21 protein-coding genes are annotated in these 17,129 nt (G+C 38.5%); 8 read left to right on the forward strand and 13 right to left on the reverse strand.

Going from position 1 to position 17,129, the window contains the following annotated elements; translation table 11 throughout:
- Nucleotides 1–50: 50 nt before the first annotated feature.
- From JOC54_RS11270 to JOC54_RS11285, 4 genes are all read right to left on the reverse strand, one after another.
- On the reverse strand, nucleotides 51–458 hold the full coding sequence (locus tag JOC54_RS11270; RefSeq protein ID WP_204466390.1) for a YhjD family protein: 408 nt from the start codon (nucleotides 456–458) through the stop codon (nucleotides 51–53).
- A gap of 106 nt (nucleotides 459–564) precedes the next feature.
- The gene (locus JOC54_RS11275) at nucleotides 565–912 is read right to left on the reverse strand and encodes a hypothetical protein (protein ID WP_204466391.1); all 348 of its coding nucleotides are present in this window, start codon (nucleotides 910–912) and stop codon (nucleotides 565–567) included.
- Nucleotides 890–1,504 carry an ImmA/IrrE family metallo-endopeptidase gene (locus JOC54_RS11280; RefSeq protein ID WP_204466392.1) on the reverse strand — a complete coding sequence of 205 codons (615 nt, stop codon included), beginning with the start codon at nucleotides 1,502–1,504 and terminating at the stop codon, nucleotides 890–892. Before JOC54_RS11280 ends, JOC54_RS11275 begins: the two co-directional genes overlap by 23 nt.
- 100 nt (nucleotides 1,505–1,604) lie before the next feature.
- Complete coding sequence (locus tag JOC54_RS11285) at nucleotides 1,605–1,943, reverse strand: helix-turn-helix domain-containing protein (RefSeq protein WP_054793717.1); 339 nt, start codon at nucleotides 1,941–1,943, stop codon at nucleotides 1,605–1,607.
- A gap of 563 nt (nucleotides 1,944–2,506) precedes the next feature.
- Here JOC54_RS11285 and JOC54_RS11290 point away from each other — a divergent pair.
- On the forward strand, nucleotides 2,507–3,196 hold the full coding sequence (locus tag JOC54_RS11290) for an N-acetylmuramoyl-L-alanine amidase (protein ID WP_204466393.1): 690 nt from the start codon (nucleotides 2,507–2,509) through the stop codon (nucleotides 3,194–3,196).
- A 56-nt stretch (nucleotides 3,197–3,252) separates the two neighbouring features.
- On the opposite strand, the gene JOC54_RS11295 is transcribed toward JOC54_RS11290, so the two are convergent.
- From JOC54_RS11295 to JOC54_RS11310, 4 genes are read right to left on the reverse strand one after another with little or no spacing between them, the layout of a single operon-like run.
- Nucleotides 3,253–3,558, reverse strand: coding sequence for a PTS sugar transporter subunit IIB (locus tag JOC54_RS11295; protein WP_035420739.1), 306 nt, complete (start codon nucleotides 3,556–3,558; stop codon nucleotides 3,253–3,255).
- Entirely contained in the window at nucleotides 3,559–3,882 is a 324-nt protein-coding gene (locus JOC54_RS11300) for a PTS lactose/cellobiose transporter subunit IIA (RefSeq protein WP_035420740.1), read from the reverse strand.
- A 14-nt stretch (nucleotides 3,883–3,896) separates the two neighbouring features.
- Entirely contained in the window at nucleotides 3,897–5,183 is a 1,287-nt protein-coding gene (locus JOC54_RS11305; RefSeq protein ID WP_239586686.1) for a PTS sugar transporter subunit IIC, read from the reverse strand.
- A gap of 17 nt (nucleotides 5,184–5,200) precedes the next feature.
- The gene (locus JOC54_RS11310) at nucleotides 5,201–6,517 is read right to left on the reverse strand and encodes a 6-phospho-beta-glucosidase (protein WP_204466394.1); all 1,317 of its coding nucleotides are present in this window, start codon (nucleotides 6,515–6,517) and stop codon (nucleotides 5,201–5,203) included.
- Between the two features lie 218 nt (nucleotides 6,518–6,735).
- Between JOC54_RS11310 and JOC54_RS11315 the strand changes: the two genes are divergently transcribed.
- The 5 genes from JOC54_RS11315 (at nucleotide 6,736) to JOC54_RS23200 (ending at nucleotide 10,456) form a co-directional block, all read left to right on the forward strand.
- Nucleotides 6,736–7,446 (forward strand): GntR family transcriptional regulator, encoded by a 711-nt coding sequence (locus JOC54_RS11315; RefSeq protein WP_239586687.1) that lies wholly within the window; start codon nucleotides 6,736–6,738, stop codon nucleotides 7,444–7,446.
- A 13-nt stretch (nucleotides 7,447–7,459) separates the two neighbouring features.
- On the forward strand, nucleotides 7,460–8,149 hold the full coding sequence (gene chbG, locus JOC54_RS11320; protein ID WP_204466396.1) for a chitin disaccharide deacetylase: 690 nt from the start codon (nucleotides 7,460–7,462) through the stop codon (nucleotides 8,147–8,149).
- 376 nt (nucleotides 8,150–8,525) lie between these two features.
- A complete protein-coding gene (locus JOC54_RS11325; protein WP_204466452.1) occupies nucleotides 8,526–8,810 on the forward strand; it encodes a DNA-binding protein in 285 nt (94 codons plus the stop codon).
- Between the two features lie 377 nt (nucleotides 8,811–9,187).
- Nucleotides 9,188–10,084: a methyl-accepting chemotaxis protein gene (locus tag JOC54_RS11330; RefSeq protein ID WP_204466397.1), complete on the forward strand. Its 897-nt coding sequence runs from the start codon at nucleotides 9,188–9,190 to the stop codon at nucleotides 10,082–10,084.
- Between the two features lie 240 nt (nucleotides 10,085–10,324).
- Nucleotides 10,325–10,456 carry a hypothetical protein gene (locus JOC54_RS23200; RefSeq protein WP_275582703.1) on the forward strand — a complete coding sequence of 44 codons (132 nt, stop codon included), beginning with the start codon at nucleotides 10,325–10,327 and terminating at the stop codon, nucleotides 10,454–10,456.
- Here the strand turns inward: JOC54_RS23200 and sda are convergent.
- Nucleotides 10,415–10,576 carry a sporulation histidine kinase inhibitor Sda gene (gene sda, locus JOC54_RS23380; RefSeq protein WP_081761226.1) on the reverse strand — a complete coding sequence of 54 codons (162 nt, stop codon included), beginning with the start codon at nucleotides 10,574–10,576 and terminating at the stop codon, nucleotides 10,415–10,417. The two genes, JOC54_RS23200 and sda, sit on opposite strands and share 42 nt — an antisense overlap.
- 336 nt (nucleotides 10,577–10,912) lie before the next feature.
- On the opposite strand from sda, the gene JOC54_RS11340 reads away from it, so the two are divergent.
- The gene (locus tag JOC54_RS11340; protein ID WP_204466398.1) at nucleotides 10,913–12,079 is read left to right on the forward strand and encodes an AimR family lysis-lysogeny pheromone receptor; all 1,167 of its coding nucleotides are present in this window, start codon (nucleotides 10,913–10,915) and stop codon (nucleotides 12,077–12,079) included.
- Between the two features lie 111 nt (nucleotides 12,080–12,190).
- Nucleotides 12,191–12,781, forward strand: coding sequence for a hypothetical protein (locus tag JOC54_RS11345; protein WP_204466399.1), 591 nt, complete (start codon nucleotides 12,191–12,193; stop codon nucleotides 12,779–12,781).
- A 35-nt stretch (nucleotides 12,782–12,816) separates the two neighbouring features.
- Here the strand turns inward: JOC54_RS11345 and JOC54_RS11350 are convergent, their stop codons facing one another.
- The 4 genes from JOC54_RS11350 to JOC54_RS11365 all read right to left on the reverse strand — a co-directional run bounded on the left by JOC54_RS11350 (nucleotide 12,817) and on the right by JOC54_RS11365 (nucleotide 16,174).
- The gene (locus JOC54_RS11350) at nucleotides 12,817–12,993 is read right to left on the reverse strand and encodes a hypothetical protein (RefSeq protein WP_157684208.1); all 177 of its coding nucleotides are present in this window, start codon (nucleotides 12,991–12,993) and stop codon (nucleotides 12,817–12,819) included.
- A 1,086-nt stretch (nucleotides 12,994–14,079) separates the two neighbouring features.
- Complete coding sequence (locus JOC54_RS11355; RefSeq protein WP_204466400.1) at nucleotides 14,080–14,403, reverse strand: hypothetical protein; 324 nt, start codon at nucleotides 14,401–14,403, stop codon at nucleotides 14,080–14,082.
- An 88-nt stretch (nucleotides 14,404–14,491) separates the two neighbouring features.
- Nucleotides 14,492–14,917, reverse strand: coding sequence for a hypothetical protein (locus JOC54_RS11360; protein WP_204466401.1), 426 nt, complete (start codon nucleotides 14,915–14,917; stop codon nucleotides 14,492–14,494).
- A gap of 927 nt (nucleotides 14,918–15,844) precedes the next feature.
- Nucleotides 15,845–16,174: a hypothetical protein gene (locus JOC54_RS11365; protein ID WP_204466402.1), complete on the reverse strand. Its 330-nt coding sequence runs from the start codon at nucleotides 16,172–16,174 to the stop codon at nucleotides 15,845–15,847.
- Nucleotides 16,175–17,129: the final 955 nt, after the last annotated feature.

Here is a 17,129-nt window from a genome sequence, read left to right on the forward strand (position 1 = left end):
ATATGTTCTTTTTTAGGGTATAAAGTCCTGTTTTTATAATCGGGTAAAGGTTAGACTCTTTCAGTAAAGTAGTATTGGACATAGCGCTTGACTTGTTTTCGCATGACGTGTGCGGACGATCCAGTAAAACCTGTCTGACCACCAATCCAATACTGGTATAAGACGCTGCTCTCATGAACATCTGTAGGTGTTTCGGTTACGCGAATAGAGTGCTCAAGAAAGAACCGTTTCGTTTGGTGAAGATCTTCTGATAAGCATGCGAGTGATGCACGGAGACGGCGAAGATATACGTCTGGATATTTTACTGGCACGAGTCCTTTTTCGAAGTTTTCCAGGTCTTTCACCAATATTTGCTTAGCTAACCGTATGTAAATAAAAGCGACAACGGTATCGACCAATGTTGTTTGTCGAGGACGGTCAACACCAAACAACGCTTCAGCTTCAAGTTCATACGACATGACATTCACTCCTTTTACAGCAGTATACTCGAATGTATGTTCGTATTGCAACAGGTAAAACCATCCATAAAAAAAGAACACGCTCCAGCGTGTCCGATGTGTTGAGCTATTTCTCAAAAAGACGTCTTACTTCGAATTGAAGCAATTCCTCTAAATCTGCCATCTGAATGAGAAAAAAAGCAGAGTCGAGTGAGTCTGGCACTCTCCCCATTTGTTGTAATTCATGATAGACCGTTAGCAAATGAATGGAAAACTTCTGCTCCTCTTGTGGATCTCTTGAGAGTGCATTCATCGTCACTGAAACAAGTGTCATTGAATCATGAATTTCTTCTATTCGTTCAAACGGCGCATTCAGTACTACAGGTAGATACTCTTCTGACGATTGAGCGGGCACCATTAGCCAAACTGGATAGAGCTGACCGTCTAATTCTTCATAATAAACGTCTAATGTCATAATGAATGGACTCCTCTCCTACTTGTAAAGCAAGTTGATGCAGTATTTCTGTAGTGCCTTTGTATAGATTTCCTGATTGTAAACTCGTTCGCTTCCGTCGCCATTGCTTGTATTCCTCTTGTGTTTGCGCCCTAATGCGAGATTGCTCTCGTTGAAAGGCCGTACAGCGCTTTACTACCATAGTAGGAGGTAATTGAAAATAGTCGGCAAGCCCATCAAGTGACTGGTATCGATTTATTTCTGGTAACAAGAGATGGCGCGGCATCGCGTAATAAAGCGAGATAAATGAAGCTTGCTCTTCCTGAAGCAGAGCGAGTTGTTTCGGGAGCTGGAGCTGATTACCGTGATGCCAACGAATATGAGCGAGTTCGTGAAAAAAGACTTGTCTTTGTTCAAGGTAAGAAAGCTGATTGTTAATGAAAATCACCGCATAATCTTCTTCAAACATGCAAGTGTTTTTGTCGTCATGGAAAACAACTTCAATCTGATAAAGTGTACATAGATTCTCAATCGACAAATCACTTACATGCAAAACGCCTAAATCTCGTAGCTGTTCGCTTATTCTTAGTTCTTTATCCGTTGAATAGCGCAAGAAATCACCTCTATAAAGAATGTATGTTCGTATATTATTGAAAAATAAAAGACGATCGTCTTTTATTTTTTTTCGTTTTGCTCACTTTGAAGGATAGACGTTATGATTTGTTCATTTGATCTTTAAAGCGCTGTTTCATTTTGCGGTATTGCTGCAGCTGCTGCTCAATAAATTCTTTTTCATCCTCATCTTCATAACTTGGCCCATCGTAGAAAGCGATGGAGACATCTTGACTCGGCTGCTTGCTTCTACCCAAAAGAAAGTCGGTTGTAACAGCATAATAATCAGCAACTTTTTGAAGCGTTTCATAATCAGGTTGTCTAAAGTTCCGCTCATAATTTGATAAGTTCTGGTGCGGAATGGCTAATTTTTGTGCTAATGCTTTTTGTGTTAATCCTTCTTTTTCACGTAAAGATCTGATCCGATCTCCTAGTTTCATCGTTCTCGCACCTCTCAGAAGAGATTCTATCTTCAAATTGTATCATTAACGCCCCTCATTCTTCAAATTGAATAAAATTATATACGAATTGTATAAAATTTATTGACTTATACATTTTGAAGAATTAACATAAGAATGAGTTCTTCGTTATGTATATATTATCACGTTTTTTAGGTGTTTATACAAAAAAGAATATACGAAATGTATAAAATGAAAGGGTGAACCGACTATGTCTATTCTCTTATTTTGTGATCGTTGTGGGAATCCAGAGACGTTGACCGAAGCACAGATAAAGCACTTGTCAAAAATTGATACAAGTTTTTCTTGTAGTACATGCATGCAAAATCATTTCATTCCGCTAAGTCTGCGCGTTGAGTTGTTGTTACTAGCAAATCAAATCAAGGAGGTTAGAAAGTAACTGTACTGTAGGTTGATCATTTGAAAGGAGTGATGCGATTCATTGATAAAACAGTTAAGAGTCATTCTAGCACCGTTACAAAGAACATGAGCTGTTGGACAAGCTCTACCCGTAAGACCAACTAGAATAGAGAGGATGAGTGGAAATGACCATTATTCATGACCTTCGAGACGAAACACCGAAACGAGCAACGAAGCGAAACGTTAATGATATTACGACGATCGTGCGTCACCACAGCGCAACGGCCCAGGGGGATTTTTGGTCCTTTTGGAATAATCGCTGGAAGGATCTTGGTTGGCAGACAGGTGGTTATGCCGAAATCATCTTACGCGATGGAAGTGTACAGCTTTGTTATGATCCGGATATGGTGACGAATGGAGCATCGGGAGCCAATGGCTATTCCTATCACATATGTCTAGTTGGAAATGGTTCATTCACAACGTTGCAAGAACAGGTGTGGGAAGAACGAGCAGCTTTCAATATGGCGCGTTTTAATATAGATGTGGACCAAGTTAAAGGACATGGAGAAATGCCGAATCAAGCGACTGCTTGTCCAGGGATTAATATGACTCAGGTACGAGATCGGTTGCAACATAACGGTGGTCCAGGAAATGATGGCATTGGAAGCGTGCGTGTGACAGCCTCCTCACTTTGGGTCTACAACCAAAGAGATTGGAATGCTCGTTATAAAACCGTTAACAACGGAGATGTATTCACTGTTGTGGCAGAGCATCAAGTAAACAATGCCCTAATGCTAGAATTATTGAGTGGTTTGTATATTACGGGCAATACATCGTTTGTTTCGTATACACGTTTTCCGCAGACGGTAAATTAGAACATGAAGAATATGGAAAGACCACAGCTTATATGCAAGCTGTGGTCTTTCTTTTCTTACCCTTCGCCTAATTTCAACGCCTGATTTAAAACCGCTTCGCCTTTCATCATGCCGTAATCCATTTGATTAATTAGATCAACCTTTACGCCGTGGGGTGCGGCTTGTTTGGTAATCTGCGCCTGCATGTAGCGAACTTGCGGTCCTATTAAGATGACGTTTGTTTTTTCGAGGTGCTCGTTAAGCTGGGAAGCGGAGACGGCATCGATCTGACACGATACGCCTTTTGCTTCGGCTGATTCCCTCATTTTTGTAACAAGCATGCTTGTGGACATTCCTGCGGAACAAACAAGTAAGATATTCATTTATTCGTCTCCTTTCGGTAATCGTTTATATAGTTCAACCATTTCCAGCGCCATGTCTTTTACCGTCATTGACGTCATCAAGTGGTCTTGGGCATGAATTAAGAGGATTGATGGCGTTTGGCCGCTTCCTTGTGCTTCTTGCTGGAGTAGCTCGGTTTGGCCATGATGTGCTTCAACAAAGGCTTTATCAGCTTCTCTTAATTTTTCTTCGGCTTCAGCAAAATTTCCTGCTTTTGCGGCATGAATAGCTTCCATTGCAAACGAGCGGGCGTTGCCAGCGTGGAGAATGAGATGGAATGAAATTTCTTCAAGTGTCTTCGTCATGATGAGACTCCTTTTTATGGCATTTGGTTTTCTTTCTCAATTTTTTCTTGTGCTCGTTCAGATGCTTTTAAGAACGGAATGTAGATTAAGGTTGCAAGTGCTAAATTAAACAGCTGTAAAATGACGCCTGACCAGTGCCCCGAGACGAGAAAGCCGCTAATAATTGGCGGTGTTGTCCAGGGAATGGCGACGGCTGTTTTTGGAACAAAGCCAAAGGAAATCGCGAAATAGGAGATAACCGTCAGCAATAATGGAATGAGCAGGAACGGAATAAGCAGTGATGCATTTAAGACAATTGGCATACCGAACATGATTGGTTCATTAATATTAAAGGCTGCACCTGGTCCGCCGAGTTTTCCGACGGTACGATAATGGGATGTTTTCGCTACAATAAAAATGGCCGCAATTAAGGCGAGCGTCGTACCTGATCCACCCATAAAGACATAGGAATCGAAGAAGGCTTTTGTAACGATTGCCAGCTCATTTCCAAAGATACTTGCGCCTGCTTGAACAAGCTCAGTATTCTGAATGCTCGCTGTTAAGTATACACCTTCCATAACTGGCGAGAGAATGTTGGTGCCGTGTAAGCCAAAAAACCAAAGCAAATGATTTAAGAATACAACGATTAAAGCAGCTGGTAGTGAGTTTGATAGACTAAGCAATGGTGCTTGAATCCAGTTGAAAATTAATTCATGTACACTTAATTCAACCACAAGCGTCATGAACATTTGGAACAAGCTTAGTCCTGTTAAAATAATTAGAATCGGTATAAGGGAGCGGAACGATTTCGTAACGCCTTCTGGCACGCCCTGAGGCATTTTTATCGTAAATCGAGAATTAACAAGTAAACGGAAAAGCTCTGTGACAATTAAGGCATTAAATAAGGCAACGAACAATCCTTGTGATCCCGTCCAAGCGAGGGATAAGCCCCAATCTTCCGTAAATGGGGAGACCATCACAAGGGTAGAAACCGATAGGATCGCCGCCGATAAGCCATCGACACTGTACGAGCGTGCTAGATGGTAAGCAATTGACATTGTAACAAGAACAGCAAGTATGGCATAAGAGGCATTCCAAATGTTCCCGCCAAACATCGTAAAGTTTTCACCAAAAATGCCTGTCATAAACTCAAGATAACGTTCAATAGAAGGTAATGGGAAATTATTAAGTAAGATAGCAAATGAACCAATGATAATGAAAGGAATAACGCTAACAAATCCGTCACGGATAGCAACGAGGTGACGCTGGGCGCCAATTCTTCCGGCAATTGGAATAAAGTACTTTTCCATCCATTGCATCATGTGAAAACACTCTCCTTTTATACGTTTTTATAAAACTGCGGCAGATCATCTTTATGTGCTTCAAGCAGCTCGTTCATTACGGTTTCCGCAAGAGCTTCATCACGAACAAGCGGGTTAATGAGCAGTGCTTGATAAAGATAATGGGTATCGCCGGTTACAGCGGCTTCAATCACAAGTTCTTCCATGTTCTTCATCAGCTGGACAATGCCTTTCACACCGAGGGGCAATTTCCCGATACTCAATGTACGCGGACCTTGTTTGCCAATTAACGCATTCGTTTCAATAACGGCATCATCCGGTAGGTCTGAAATAGCTCCGTTATTTAACGTGTTAACGGTTTGTACGTCACCTGAATCGTTGAAAATACTTGTCATAATGTTGCAAGCTGCATCGCTGTAGTATGCACCACCGCGCTGCTCCAACTCTTCTGGTTTATGGTCAAGCGTGACGTCGTCGTATTTCTTGAACAATGATTCTTCCACCGTTTGAACGACCTCTGCCCGTGTACCGTTCTTGTTGTAGTCTTCTATGCTTTTCTCAAGCATACTTGCCCCTTTAAAATAATAGCTGTGATAAGGGTTTGGTAACAGCTTAAAGGCGGAAAGGAACAGATCTGACCAACCTTCTGAAACAATGTTTGCTGGTGAATACTGATTGTCAGGGTCCTTCAGTTTTTCGAGAACTTCTTCGGTGCGATCTTCGCCCTTAATAAGGACGCGACGACCAAAAATAAAGTGATTTAAACCAACGAACTCAATTTCAACATCATTCGTCTCACATTGAAGAACTTCTGCTACACCTGTGCGCATGTTAAACGGGATATTACAGACGCCAATCACTTGCTTGTGTTTACCGTGTTTCATTAACGCTTCGGTAACCATTCCCGCTGGATTGGTAAAGTTTAAGAGCCATGCATCTGGACAAATAGCTGCCATATCCTCAGCAATATCAAGTAAGACGGGAATTGTCCGTAGCGCTTTAAAAATGCCGCCTGCACCATTGGTTTCCTGTCCAAGCAGCCCGTGAGAAAGTGGGATGCGTTCGTCCTTTTCACGCGCCTTTAACCCGCCGACACGAATTTGACTGGTTACAAAATGAGCTCCTTCCAATGCTTGGCGCCGGTCAAAATGGGCTGTGACTTTGATCGGTTTTCCCGATTTCGCCACCATTCGCTGTGCGAGCTGCTCGATTGTCTGAAGCTTTGCGCGACCTTGTTCAATATCGACTAAGGCGATCTCACTTATTGGAAACTGATCATGTCTGGCCACCAACCCTTCAATAATTTCTGGCGTATAGCTAGAACCTCCACCAATGATGACCACTTTTACTGTCATCACAAGCCCTCCTTTAAACGTTCTCTATTTGTAGGTACAAGTTGTTATTGAAACCGTTTTCTTAATACAACTATAATTTATCATAACAAATAACACATGTCTAGCTAAATTTGTTATTACAATTATGAAATTAAACCGTATTTTTGTCATAACCTTTGTATGATAATCATACACAAATTATGCTACAATGAGCGTATTCCATTAAAGGGGTAATGTACATGTCTTCCATGCATCAGCAGATAAAAGAAGAAATTATACAGAAAATCGAATCAGGTGACTACGAACCACAGTCGAAATTACCAACAGAAGCAGCATTTTGCGACGCGTTTGGTGTAAGCCGGACAACGGTAAGGGCAGCATTGCAGCAGCTTACTCAAGAAGGCTATGTCATTCGCCGGCAGGGCCAAGGAACGTTTGTGGCCGAGCCGAAGATACGCACGAACTTATCGCAAACAATTACCTCATTTAATGAACAAGTAGCTTCTCAAGGAAAAAAACCAACGATTAACGTATTGTCATTACAAGTTGTCGCTGCAGATGAACAATTAGCAGAGGTCTTAAAAACAGAGCAAAATGCACCTGTCCACAAATTAACGCGGGTTCGCTTTGTTGATGATAAACCCCTTCAGTATGAGACCGCTTTTTTACCGTGGCCAATAGCACCTGGCCTGACTGAACAACAGTGCAGCACATCGCTGTATGCATCGCTTCGAACACATTACGGCATTCATATCGCTCGAACGGAAGAACATCTTCAGCTTGCGGAAATGGATGGAGAAGTGGCAAGCCTGTTGCATTCAGACGAACAGTCGCCATGTTTTTATTTAGAAACGATCGCTTATTTGCAGGACGGAACGGTAGCAGAGTTTTCACAAACCTATTTTCATGGCGATCGTGCCAGTTTTCAAATTGAACGAGTGTATCAATAAAAGGAGTGAGGATATGCCGGAGATCATATTTAATGCAGATGATTTTGGCTTAAGCAGAGGTGTAAACTACGGAATTATCGACAGTCATTTAAATGGAGTCGTTTCGGCGGCAACGATGCTTGTTAACGCACCAGCAACGAAGCATGCGGTTGAGCTTGCAAAAGCCAATCCATCACTTCGAGTAGGTGTGCATTTGGCTTTAACGATTGGACGACCTATTCGAAAGGATGTGTTGTCATTACTAAATGAAGACGGAGCATTTCGAAAGCAGTCGGACCAACGAAACGAGGCTTTAATTAATCTTGACGATGTTTACCGAGAGTGGTCTGCGCAGATTGAGTTGTTTTATTCTTACGGCCTGACTCCAAGTCACTTAGATAGCCACCACCACATGCATGGCTGGAGTTACCTGCGTCCAGTAATTGAGAGGCTGGCAGACACTTATCAGTTACCGTGGCGAAACGCGTTTGCTGTGAAGCCAAAGGGAGTTTCGTTCTTAACCGATGCATTTGACGCTCGTTTTTATCAAGCTGGCGTAAGTGAGGAGATGCTTGATCAGATTATTGCGGAGCATAACCAAGTAGAAACGGTAGAGATTATGTGTCACCCAGCCTACATTGATTTAGCATTAAAAAAGCAGTCTTCTTATGTTGAAAAACGGGTTGAGGAAACAGAAGTGCTCACAAGTTACAGGTTGCCGTAAGGGTCTGTTAAGCGATAGCTCAGTGCATGAACGTTTGCATTGGGTTTTTTTGTTGATCATCGTCCCTCTATCGTTTGCACTCTGTTAAAATGATACGAGAGGAGGTACAACAATGGAATTAGACGACATTATAATGAACTTACCAATCATGACGCTTGTCTTCTTGCGGATTTCATTATCAGTCTATTCATTATACTTGTATCACTTATCATGCTATTACTTTCAAAGAGAACGTCTGAAGAAAAGAAACAGCAATTGCTCTTTGTTGAGAAAGAGGACAACAACATCCTGGCTATTCAAAAACAGCAAGTAGAAGCGAAACAGCACATTTTAGCAAAACTTAAAAAAAGAAGCAGGGGGATTTAGATTGGACGGTATGTTTTGGCTCGCAATCGGAATCATTGGTTTTGGATACTTTATCGGAGATGGGATTAAGAATTTCAAGAATCATAGCACAAGCCATCTTACGGATATGTTTTCTGATGAAAAACCAAAATTAATAAAAGAGAAAGACCTTCACTACTATTTAAACCTATCAAAAGAAGACGCGAAAGAACTAGTAAAGAGTTATCCAAGCGTGCCGCATTTGAACATTAATGGGTCAATTTATTATCCGGCAGAAAAACTTGATAGCTGGTTGGCTTCTTTGGATCATGATTGACGTTCCATATATGAAGTGAAGATCTACCTTTGTGTAGGTCTTTTTTGTTTTTCATTACGTTTCTTAAGTTGTTGTAGGATAAGAAAAACAAGTGAACGGACGATTGAATAACCTAATGTTAGATAGAAAAGCAATTGATTTTCTATTGCCAGGCTAATGATAAAGAGAATAATGACGGCAAAGAAAACAAGGATTTCAATCAGGTTAAAGAATTTAGAATCCATATCCGTTTGTGAATGGGTGTTTATACATTTCCATGACTACAGACACTTCCTCCTTTCATTTGCATTTAAAATAATGGTAACATATTCGTCTAAATGTGTAGAAGCAGAGGTTTGGTGGTATAGAAACAAAACAATAATGGAGGAATTACGAATTTGAATACAACAATAGTAGATGAACAGTTCATTCGAGCATTAGTAGACAACCTAGCAATTATTCGCTTTAATATAGATCGAAAAGTGACTTATGTGAATGAATTATTTGCAGATACAATGGGGTATACAGTAAGCGAGATGGAAGGATTGTCTCACAAACAGTTCTGTTTTGAATCGTTTAGTGAGAGTGAGGAATATGAGGAGTTTTGGGACCATCTGCTAGCGGGAAACAGCTTTCAAAATAAAATAGCTAGAAAACACGCCTCAGGAAAATTAGTCTGGCTAGAGGCGACATACATGCCTATTTTTGATGAGGGGAAACGCGTTATTGGGATTGCTAAAACGGCAACCGATATAACAACTAGACAAGAACAGATTGAAGCATTTGCCACTAATTTAGAAGAGATGTCGGAGCGCTTAAATCAACGAGCACAGGCTGGCATTCTCTTAAGTGAATCGTTACTAAACAGCATAAACGACATAACAACCGTATCATCAGAGAATACCGCTAATCTAGAAGACTTAAAAGAGAAAGCAGACTCCATCCAGGGTATCACGAAAACCATTCAAGATTTTGCCTCGCAAACAAACTTACTGGCCTTAAACGCAGCAATTGAAGCGGCTCATGCGGGAGAGTTCGGTAGAGGGTTTGATGTGGTTGCGCAGGAAGTAAAAAAATTAGCGAAGAAAATTGAAAAATCGAATGCAACGATTCAAGAGAACATTGATCTAACAAATAAAGAAGTTACGCGGATTGCGGCGGGGACGATGAAAGCTAAACAGAAAGCAATGGAGAATCAAGAAAAGCTCGATGAAACACTTGCAGAATTCAAAGCCATGTCAATTGAAGCGTCAGATATTGACAGCAAAACAAAAGCTTTTACAAAAGTTATTTAAAAGAGGTCAATAGTCGCTTTTTTTAGCGCTCTGTGAAAAAATGATCTTTTACTTAACTATCTGTAATAAATTTCTAATTGTTTGCGCGAAGGATGAATAAAGACACTCGTCAAGCTAAAGATGAGTGTCTTTTCTCATAGAAAAGAGAAAAATAAATTGTGATTTATAGTCCAATCGCACTTGTAATTACGAGAAGGAATACATAGAATATAGTTGAAAAGGATGTGAGTATAAAGATTCATGAACAAACTTGAAGAAATGTTGGCTGGGCTAATTGCTGAGTTTGAAAATCAACTCGATCGAAAACTAGAAACAGCTGAAATAGAGTTGTTAACGTCCATCGTCAGAAAGGTCGAACCCTCTACGAAGTAATTCAGTTCTTAATATTAGAATGAAGTCATCTTTTAAATTGTGTTCCATGGCTCTAATATAAGCGTTTAACAACGTAGAATCTGATAATTCGTGAATGGCCATTTTGAACACTCCTAACATGAATGATTACGAATGTAAAACTGAATGTATATTTGAAGGTTGGGAAAATTTACAAATTATAAGTTAACTAAAACTTCAATCCTATATATCTTATACGATCAATCTCTTAAATGGAAGCCCTTACTAGTAAAGGTAAGGGCTTTTTTTATATAGGTAAGGACGAAAAGCCTTAACTTAGTAACGTTTTTAAAAAATTCTATAATATTTAATGAAAATTATACACATTCCGACAATATCTACAAAATGTGTCGTGTATAATTTTCCCAATATCAATTTTCTTGTCATATCTTTAAGCATATTGACAAATATTGAGCTATGAATTAAAGGAGTGAATGCATGGTAATGGACGAAACCTCTGCCCAGTATTTGTACAGAATGATTAAAAAGCTAATGGTGAAGCATGAAATCGATGATTTAAAGATGATTAGTAGAGGTTCAGGGGTACCAGCATCCACGCTATCCTCCTTTTTAGGCGCTGAAGGAGAAATCAACTTAAAGTTTGAAGAGGCTTTAACCGTTACAAAGTATTTTAATTCTATTGAATTTCTTAAAATAATGGAATCTTATTGTCTGAAGCTAGACGATTTGAACGGAATAGTGAATGCACTTGAGTTTGCTTCTAACTATAATCAAAGTTACTTAACGGACAAATTAATTGCCAAGCACCAAAATCGAACAGGTCTCATTAAAGATTGGGTCACCATTTATTCGTTGAATAGCCGAAAAAGAGAGCAAGCATCATCAACGTTCGTGAAGCAAGTGAGAGACTTAGTTAGTCAAGTATCTACGAATGAAATGAAGATTAGGTTACAGTTAATGGAGACAGAAATGGTTGCACATGATGATTATAAAGCGTTGATGGCGCTGACAGAGGATCTTAATATCATGCTCTATGAGATGGATGACAGTTATCTTAAAGAATCTTTTAAAGTGAAAATATACAGTTATTTTGCAACTGCGATGCTTTACTATAAAAACGATCAGGATCAAGCAATAGAATATGCAAATTATTTAATTCAAAACAAGATTACCCCCATGTATTTAATGGCGTCTGCTCATTTAACGATTGGACAAGCATTTTTATTCGAGGAGCAAGAAGCTAGCTTACGTAACATTAGAATCGCCATTGAGATGTTTCATTTATGTGGACACGAGAAGTACGCACAACAAATAAGAGAAAATGACTTAATGTTTGTGCAAAATTACCATGAAGAAAAAGTAGATCTCTGTGCATTAAGCGGAGAAGAGCTTGCCCATCAGCTTATTGTGCGAAAGCAGTATAAACAAGCACTTGCCGTATTAAAATTGGTTGAAAAGACTTCTTTTTCGACTGTTTATCAAGGCATTGCTTCAAAAGATCGGTTACTCTTGGAAGAAACGTTAGAAGAATTCTTAAGCTCAGGAATGTATTATTTTGCTAATTATGTTGAGCGGGAACTAATGAAATTAATGGCTGAGCCGGAGCCCGACGGGACGGTTACAGAACCAGTCTTAGAGACTTAAAGTAAAGCTTATCATCGTATTTTTTGAGGCGCTGCCCATGGCGTCTTTTTTGCATTAATATGCAGCTTAGCGAAAGGGCTGAATATCAATAGAGTTAGAGGAGATTTGTGTATGTTTTCAAATGATGAGTTACGTGGCTTTATACGTGGAGAAATTCTAGGAGATGTATTCCCTTACCATACAAACGATCATCAAGAAGTGGAAAAGCATTTAGAGAGATTGTTTTATCGGATAAAACGGATACACGGCGTGGAGTGTGAGGCAGATTTCGATCACTACGGCAGTGGCTACGCTTCTTTCGTAGAATTTTTTTGCCACAGAAGAACAGATACAAAGGTACTGTGGACAAACAACGGGATACAAGAAAAAGAAACGAAAGGCATTATTGTAAATATCTCTCGTCTTGCTCCAGTCGCGATTATGGGGGAAGATATGCGGAGCCAGCGCGTTCGAGTTGAGACTGGTGAGTGGCTATCAGGTGGAAATGGCCTACTAATAGGGGACCCGAGAGCCTTACAAGTAAGCGAGGATTTGAAAGAGTTAGCGAGAGCAATCAAGCTAGCGTTACACGAATACGATATTGAGCTGCTTACTAAAGACCAATTAGATGCGCCACTACCATTCAAAGCAGAAATACCGACGATTCTACAAGAGCCCTCAAATTACTTGGTTATGGATGCAATCTTCTATTGGGAAGATTAAAGAAAGCTGACGCGCCTTAAATAGCGTCAGCTTTTTTACGTGAACAAATGCAGACGCAACAAATCGTAAATCAGTAAACATAACACGAATAGACTTAGAACAATTGAACCAATGAGCATTCGCTTCACTAGCATTTTTCCAATGTTAAAAACAGGGGCACCGAGGATAGCTAAAACAATTAATAAAGCCGTTAAAATGAGTACATCAAGCATGTCATTCCCTCCAGAAGCTCAACACATTTATCTTCATAGAACCGGTATAAACTAGTGATTCAATAGTGGCGACATATTTGAGAAATTAGCCGTGGTGAGACGGGTATCGTTCGTAAAAATTAATGAAAAAATCCCTTACCTAAAGGGTTTATCACAGTATTTTTTACAGAGAATAGAATGATAACCACGTTTCCTGAGACAGTTAATGAGACTGAGAGAAAAGGGTAAAAACGCTACATTTCCCCCCTCTGAAAAGGGGAAAAACGAGACCTTTGTAAAGTCAATATAACCGCGAAAAAGCCTGGTATAAAGGGGTTTTTAGTAAAAAACGCAGTCTCATCTTACCTCTATCTCTTGTGCGGTGCTCCTGCGCTTGGAAACCACTCTGGCTAGCGCCAGTAAAACACACCAAAACCACAACAACAAAGAAGCTAGTTGTATTAAGTAAGTGTTGTCTGTCCTGAGTTTACTTACAGGAGTTGCTTACACTGCTTTAGTGAAAAAGAAGCTGCTTAGTAAGCAATCTTAGGCGTAATTGATGATTCCTCTGTGAGTATCTACCCGATTAGTCTATGCAGCTGCTTATGCTTGTTTCACTAAATGGGCATCTTTTTAGGAATTATCTTCAAAATTAATTTCGCTGAACTAGAAAAGAAGAAGTAATGGAAAAGGGATGGTATTAAAAAAGCAATAAAGCAAGTAGTTCTTTATAGAGAAGAACATAAAGAGTTTTATTAAAATAAGACTGTTTATCCTAAAATAAAAAAATGACAGAGAGCACCCTGTCTTTACTGATCTGATTATTATGCAGGTATTCCACCATCAACGCGGTATGGAGAGCCTGTTTGTTTTTGGGTTATTCGTGTAACTGTTGATTGGACTCATTTATATACTGCTCGAGGCTAGCTGCCCATCCCTCTAGCGACGTCAGGGAAGCCAGCCGCAGAAACAAGCAATAATAATTCTTCACGTGTACATTGAAGCAAAGGTCTCATGGTAACAACTCTCCTTGTATTGGGTCGGATATGGATAAAGACTTTATTTTTAGTTTGCTGTGCACTGAAAAATAAGGTTAATCTCTGACTTTCAATTCGATGTGGGAAAAATGTTATCGTAATGCTTCTTTACAGATACATCAATGATCAAATTTTGATCTAATTGAGTTTCGACTTCAAGCACTTCACTCTGAAACCCAAATTGAAGGTTCCCCACGCTTGAATCAAAGTTTAAATAGACAGTATGTTTTCCAGGACCAATGGGAATACTCACTTGTTTGCCCCTCGAAATATCTCCAAAATAATCTTCGTCAATATAAATGTCAAAACGGCGTTGCCAGCACAATAATTGGTTTTTTCGTACTAATGTCAGCCGTGATCCGGTTGGAGGATGCTGTTCCATTTGTGTAGCCATTGAGTCCTCCTTAGTAATTTTTTTTGTTATTTTAATCGAATTAGTTAGAAAATGAGATAAAGTACAGAGAGTTTTCTAATCGATCAACTCACCGTTGAAGCAAATCAAAAACAAAGTCTACTAAGGTAGCTGCTAGCACAGCAACAAAAAAGCCAATAACGATAAAAAAGATAATATAGAAAATAAAAAGTAAGTTTACAGTCCATGATTTGAAATTGGCACGTAACCAATAATAAAGAAAATAGGAAAGTCCTCCTCCGGTGGTGTGGTAAAAACCATTCCATATTTTCTTGAAAACAGTATCAGGGTTTTTAATAACTAAGCTTTCGTAAATCCGCCTATAAACAGCACTGTAAAATAAGAGCCCCATACCAGCAGAGATATTTAGTCCATACATACAGCCGATGCAAAAGTTTATAAAAAGTTCAATGAAATAAATAACCATGTATGAATCACATCCGAAATCGTTGGTAGCATTAGATATCTCTAAAAATATAAATGAAGCTAAATCCATTTAGAAACCTAAACACTTACAAATAAATTCTTATGAAAAAAACCATTCAATAAAAGCTAAACCCACTGTAGCAAGAGGAATTCCAATACAGATAAAAACGATTAAGTACAGCAGAAATACAAGCTTTACAATCCATAGTTTGTATTTTTTTATTAGCCAGAAGTAAAGAAAGTAAGAAAGTCCCCCGCCAAATACATGATAAAAAAGATTCCATATTCTCTTTATTGTCGAATTGGGGTCCTTTATAAGAAAACTTTCATAAATAAGTTTATAAAGAGGACTCCAAATTAATAAACCTATGCCAGCCGAGATAGTAAGGCCGACAGATATAAAAAGAAACGCAGATAAGAAAATTTGGACTAAAACCATGGTGAGTTACCTCAATTTCTGCATCAATTGTTTAAGAGAAAATCGCTTCAATAATTGAGACAATAAACATTAGAAATAAAAATCCTACAGAAAGATATAAAATCAAATACAGAAGATAGACTAAATTTGATGTGAAAGAAGCGTAACGTTTATGTAACCAATAATATAAATGATAGGAGAGACCTCCACCTATAATATGGTAAAAAGTGTTCCATGCATTTTTCATCTTATTATCTGTTTTTTCTATAAGAAAACTATCATAAATTTGTCTGTAAACTTTACTCCAAATTAAGAGCCCCACTCCAGCAGACACATTTAATGCGTAGGATGTTATTAAAAAAATATATATAATGAATCATACTGTTTCTACAAATAACTGGACCACTTCCTTTTGAAATATATTCTTTATAAAAGGGCGTTTTTTAGGGGGATATTCTTGTGATATTGGTTTTTAAGTACGAATGTCAGCCGTGATCCAGTTGGAGGGTGCTGTTCCATTTGTGTAGCCATTGAGTCCTCCTCAGTAATTTTTTTGTTTTGCTGTTCATTTTAAACGAGTTAGTTAGTTAAAAACGAGACAAGGTTTAAAGCAATTGTAAGACCTAAAATTGAAAAAGGAATAGAGGCAATGAGGTAAAGAGAAAAAATCAGTTTAGTTTTAGGGATAGAATGACGATCTTTTAGCCAAAAATAAAAGAAATAAGATATACCTCCGCCCGTTAAATGATAAAAGAAATTCCAACTTTTTTTTAGGGGAGTATTAGCATCCACAAACATCAAACTCTCATAAGTGAATTTAAAGATTTTTTCCCAGATCAATAAACCAAAACCAGTTGTAAATATCATCCCAAAAGAAATAGCAAGAACAAATGTGAAAATGATTTCCATGATACTAATGATAACTCACGTCCTTCTTAGATAAAGCGGAAGCTTCTTTCCATTAAAGTTTTCAAGGTGGGCAAGAATTCATAAAAAGCTCAAGAAATTATATGGCAAGCACCACAACTAAGTCAGTATTGTTTAATAGAGAAAACCTAAAGAGCACTTATCACGTCTAATTAAAAATCCAATTAATTGATGTTGCTAAAATGGTAGTGATAATAAGACCGGACACCATAAAAATAACAATATATAGAATGAATAAAAGATTTACAGTCAATGAATTGTACTGCTTTCGTAGCCAATAATAGAGAAAATAGGAGAGTCCCCCTCCAGTGGTGTGGTAAAAACCATTCCATATTTTCTTCATAATATTATTCGGGTATTCAATCACAAAACTTTCATATATTCGCCTGTAAACGCTATTAAAAAGTAAAAGCCCCATTCCAGCAGAAATATTCAAACCGTACATACAGAGAATACTAAAGTATAAAAAATACTCAAGTAATAGCATGTTTATCGACACGTCCAATACAATGATAATGTTATAAAAACCAAATAATATTGCTGTTGAAGAATAGCTAATTAAATCAACCACTCTTTCTCTACAATACAATAATGTTCAAGTGAAGCCAATTTAAATTATGTGTTCTCCAGCACAAGAAAGAAGTAATTTTTTCAGTTACTGAAATAATATCTTTATCAATAACTTTCCCAACAGTCTTAGTCGTTTTTACTGCTGAGTCAATACTATCTTCTACTGATTTTACAAAGTGTTTTACGAACGCTGGATTAATTGTAGAAGGAGGGTTGTCTTATATCAGCACGAACTGAAAATAATTCCTCAAATATTCAGCTCTTCGATGAGGGCTGTTTTTTTGTAAAACAATCAACTCTTATTAACTAAATCCTATCCCATTGTCTACCCTTCCAAAATATGATACATTCAAGTTAAAGTTCCGTT

This window comes from Shouchella xiaoxiensis (assembly GCF_016907895.1).
GTDB lineage: Bacteria > Bacillota > Bacilli > Bacillales > Bacillaceae_D > Shouchella > Shouchella xiaoxiensis.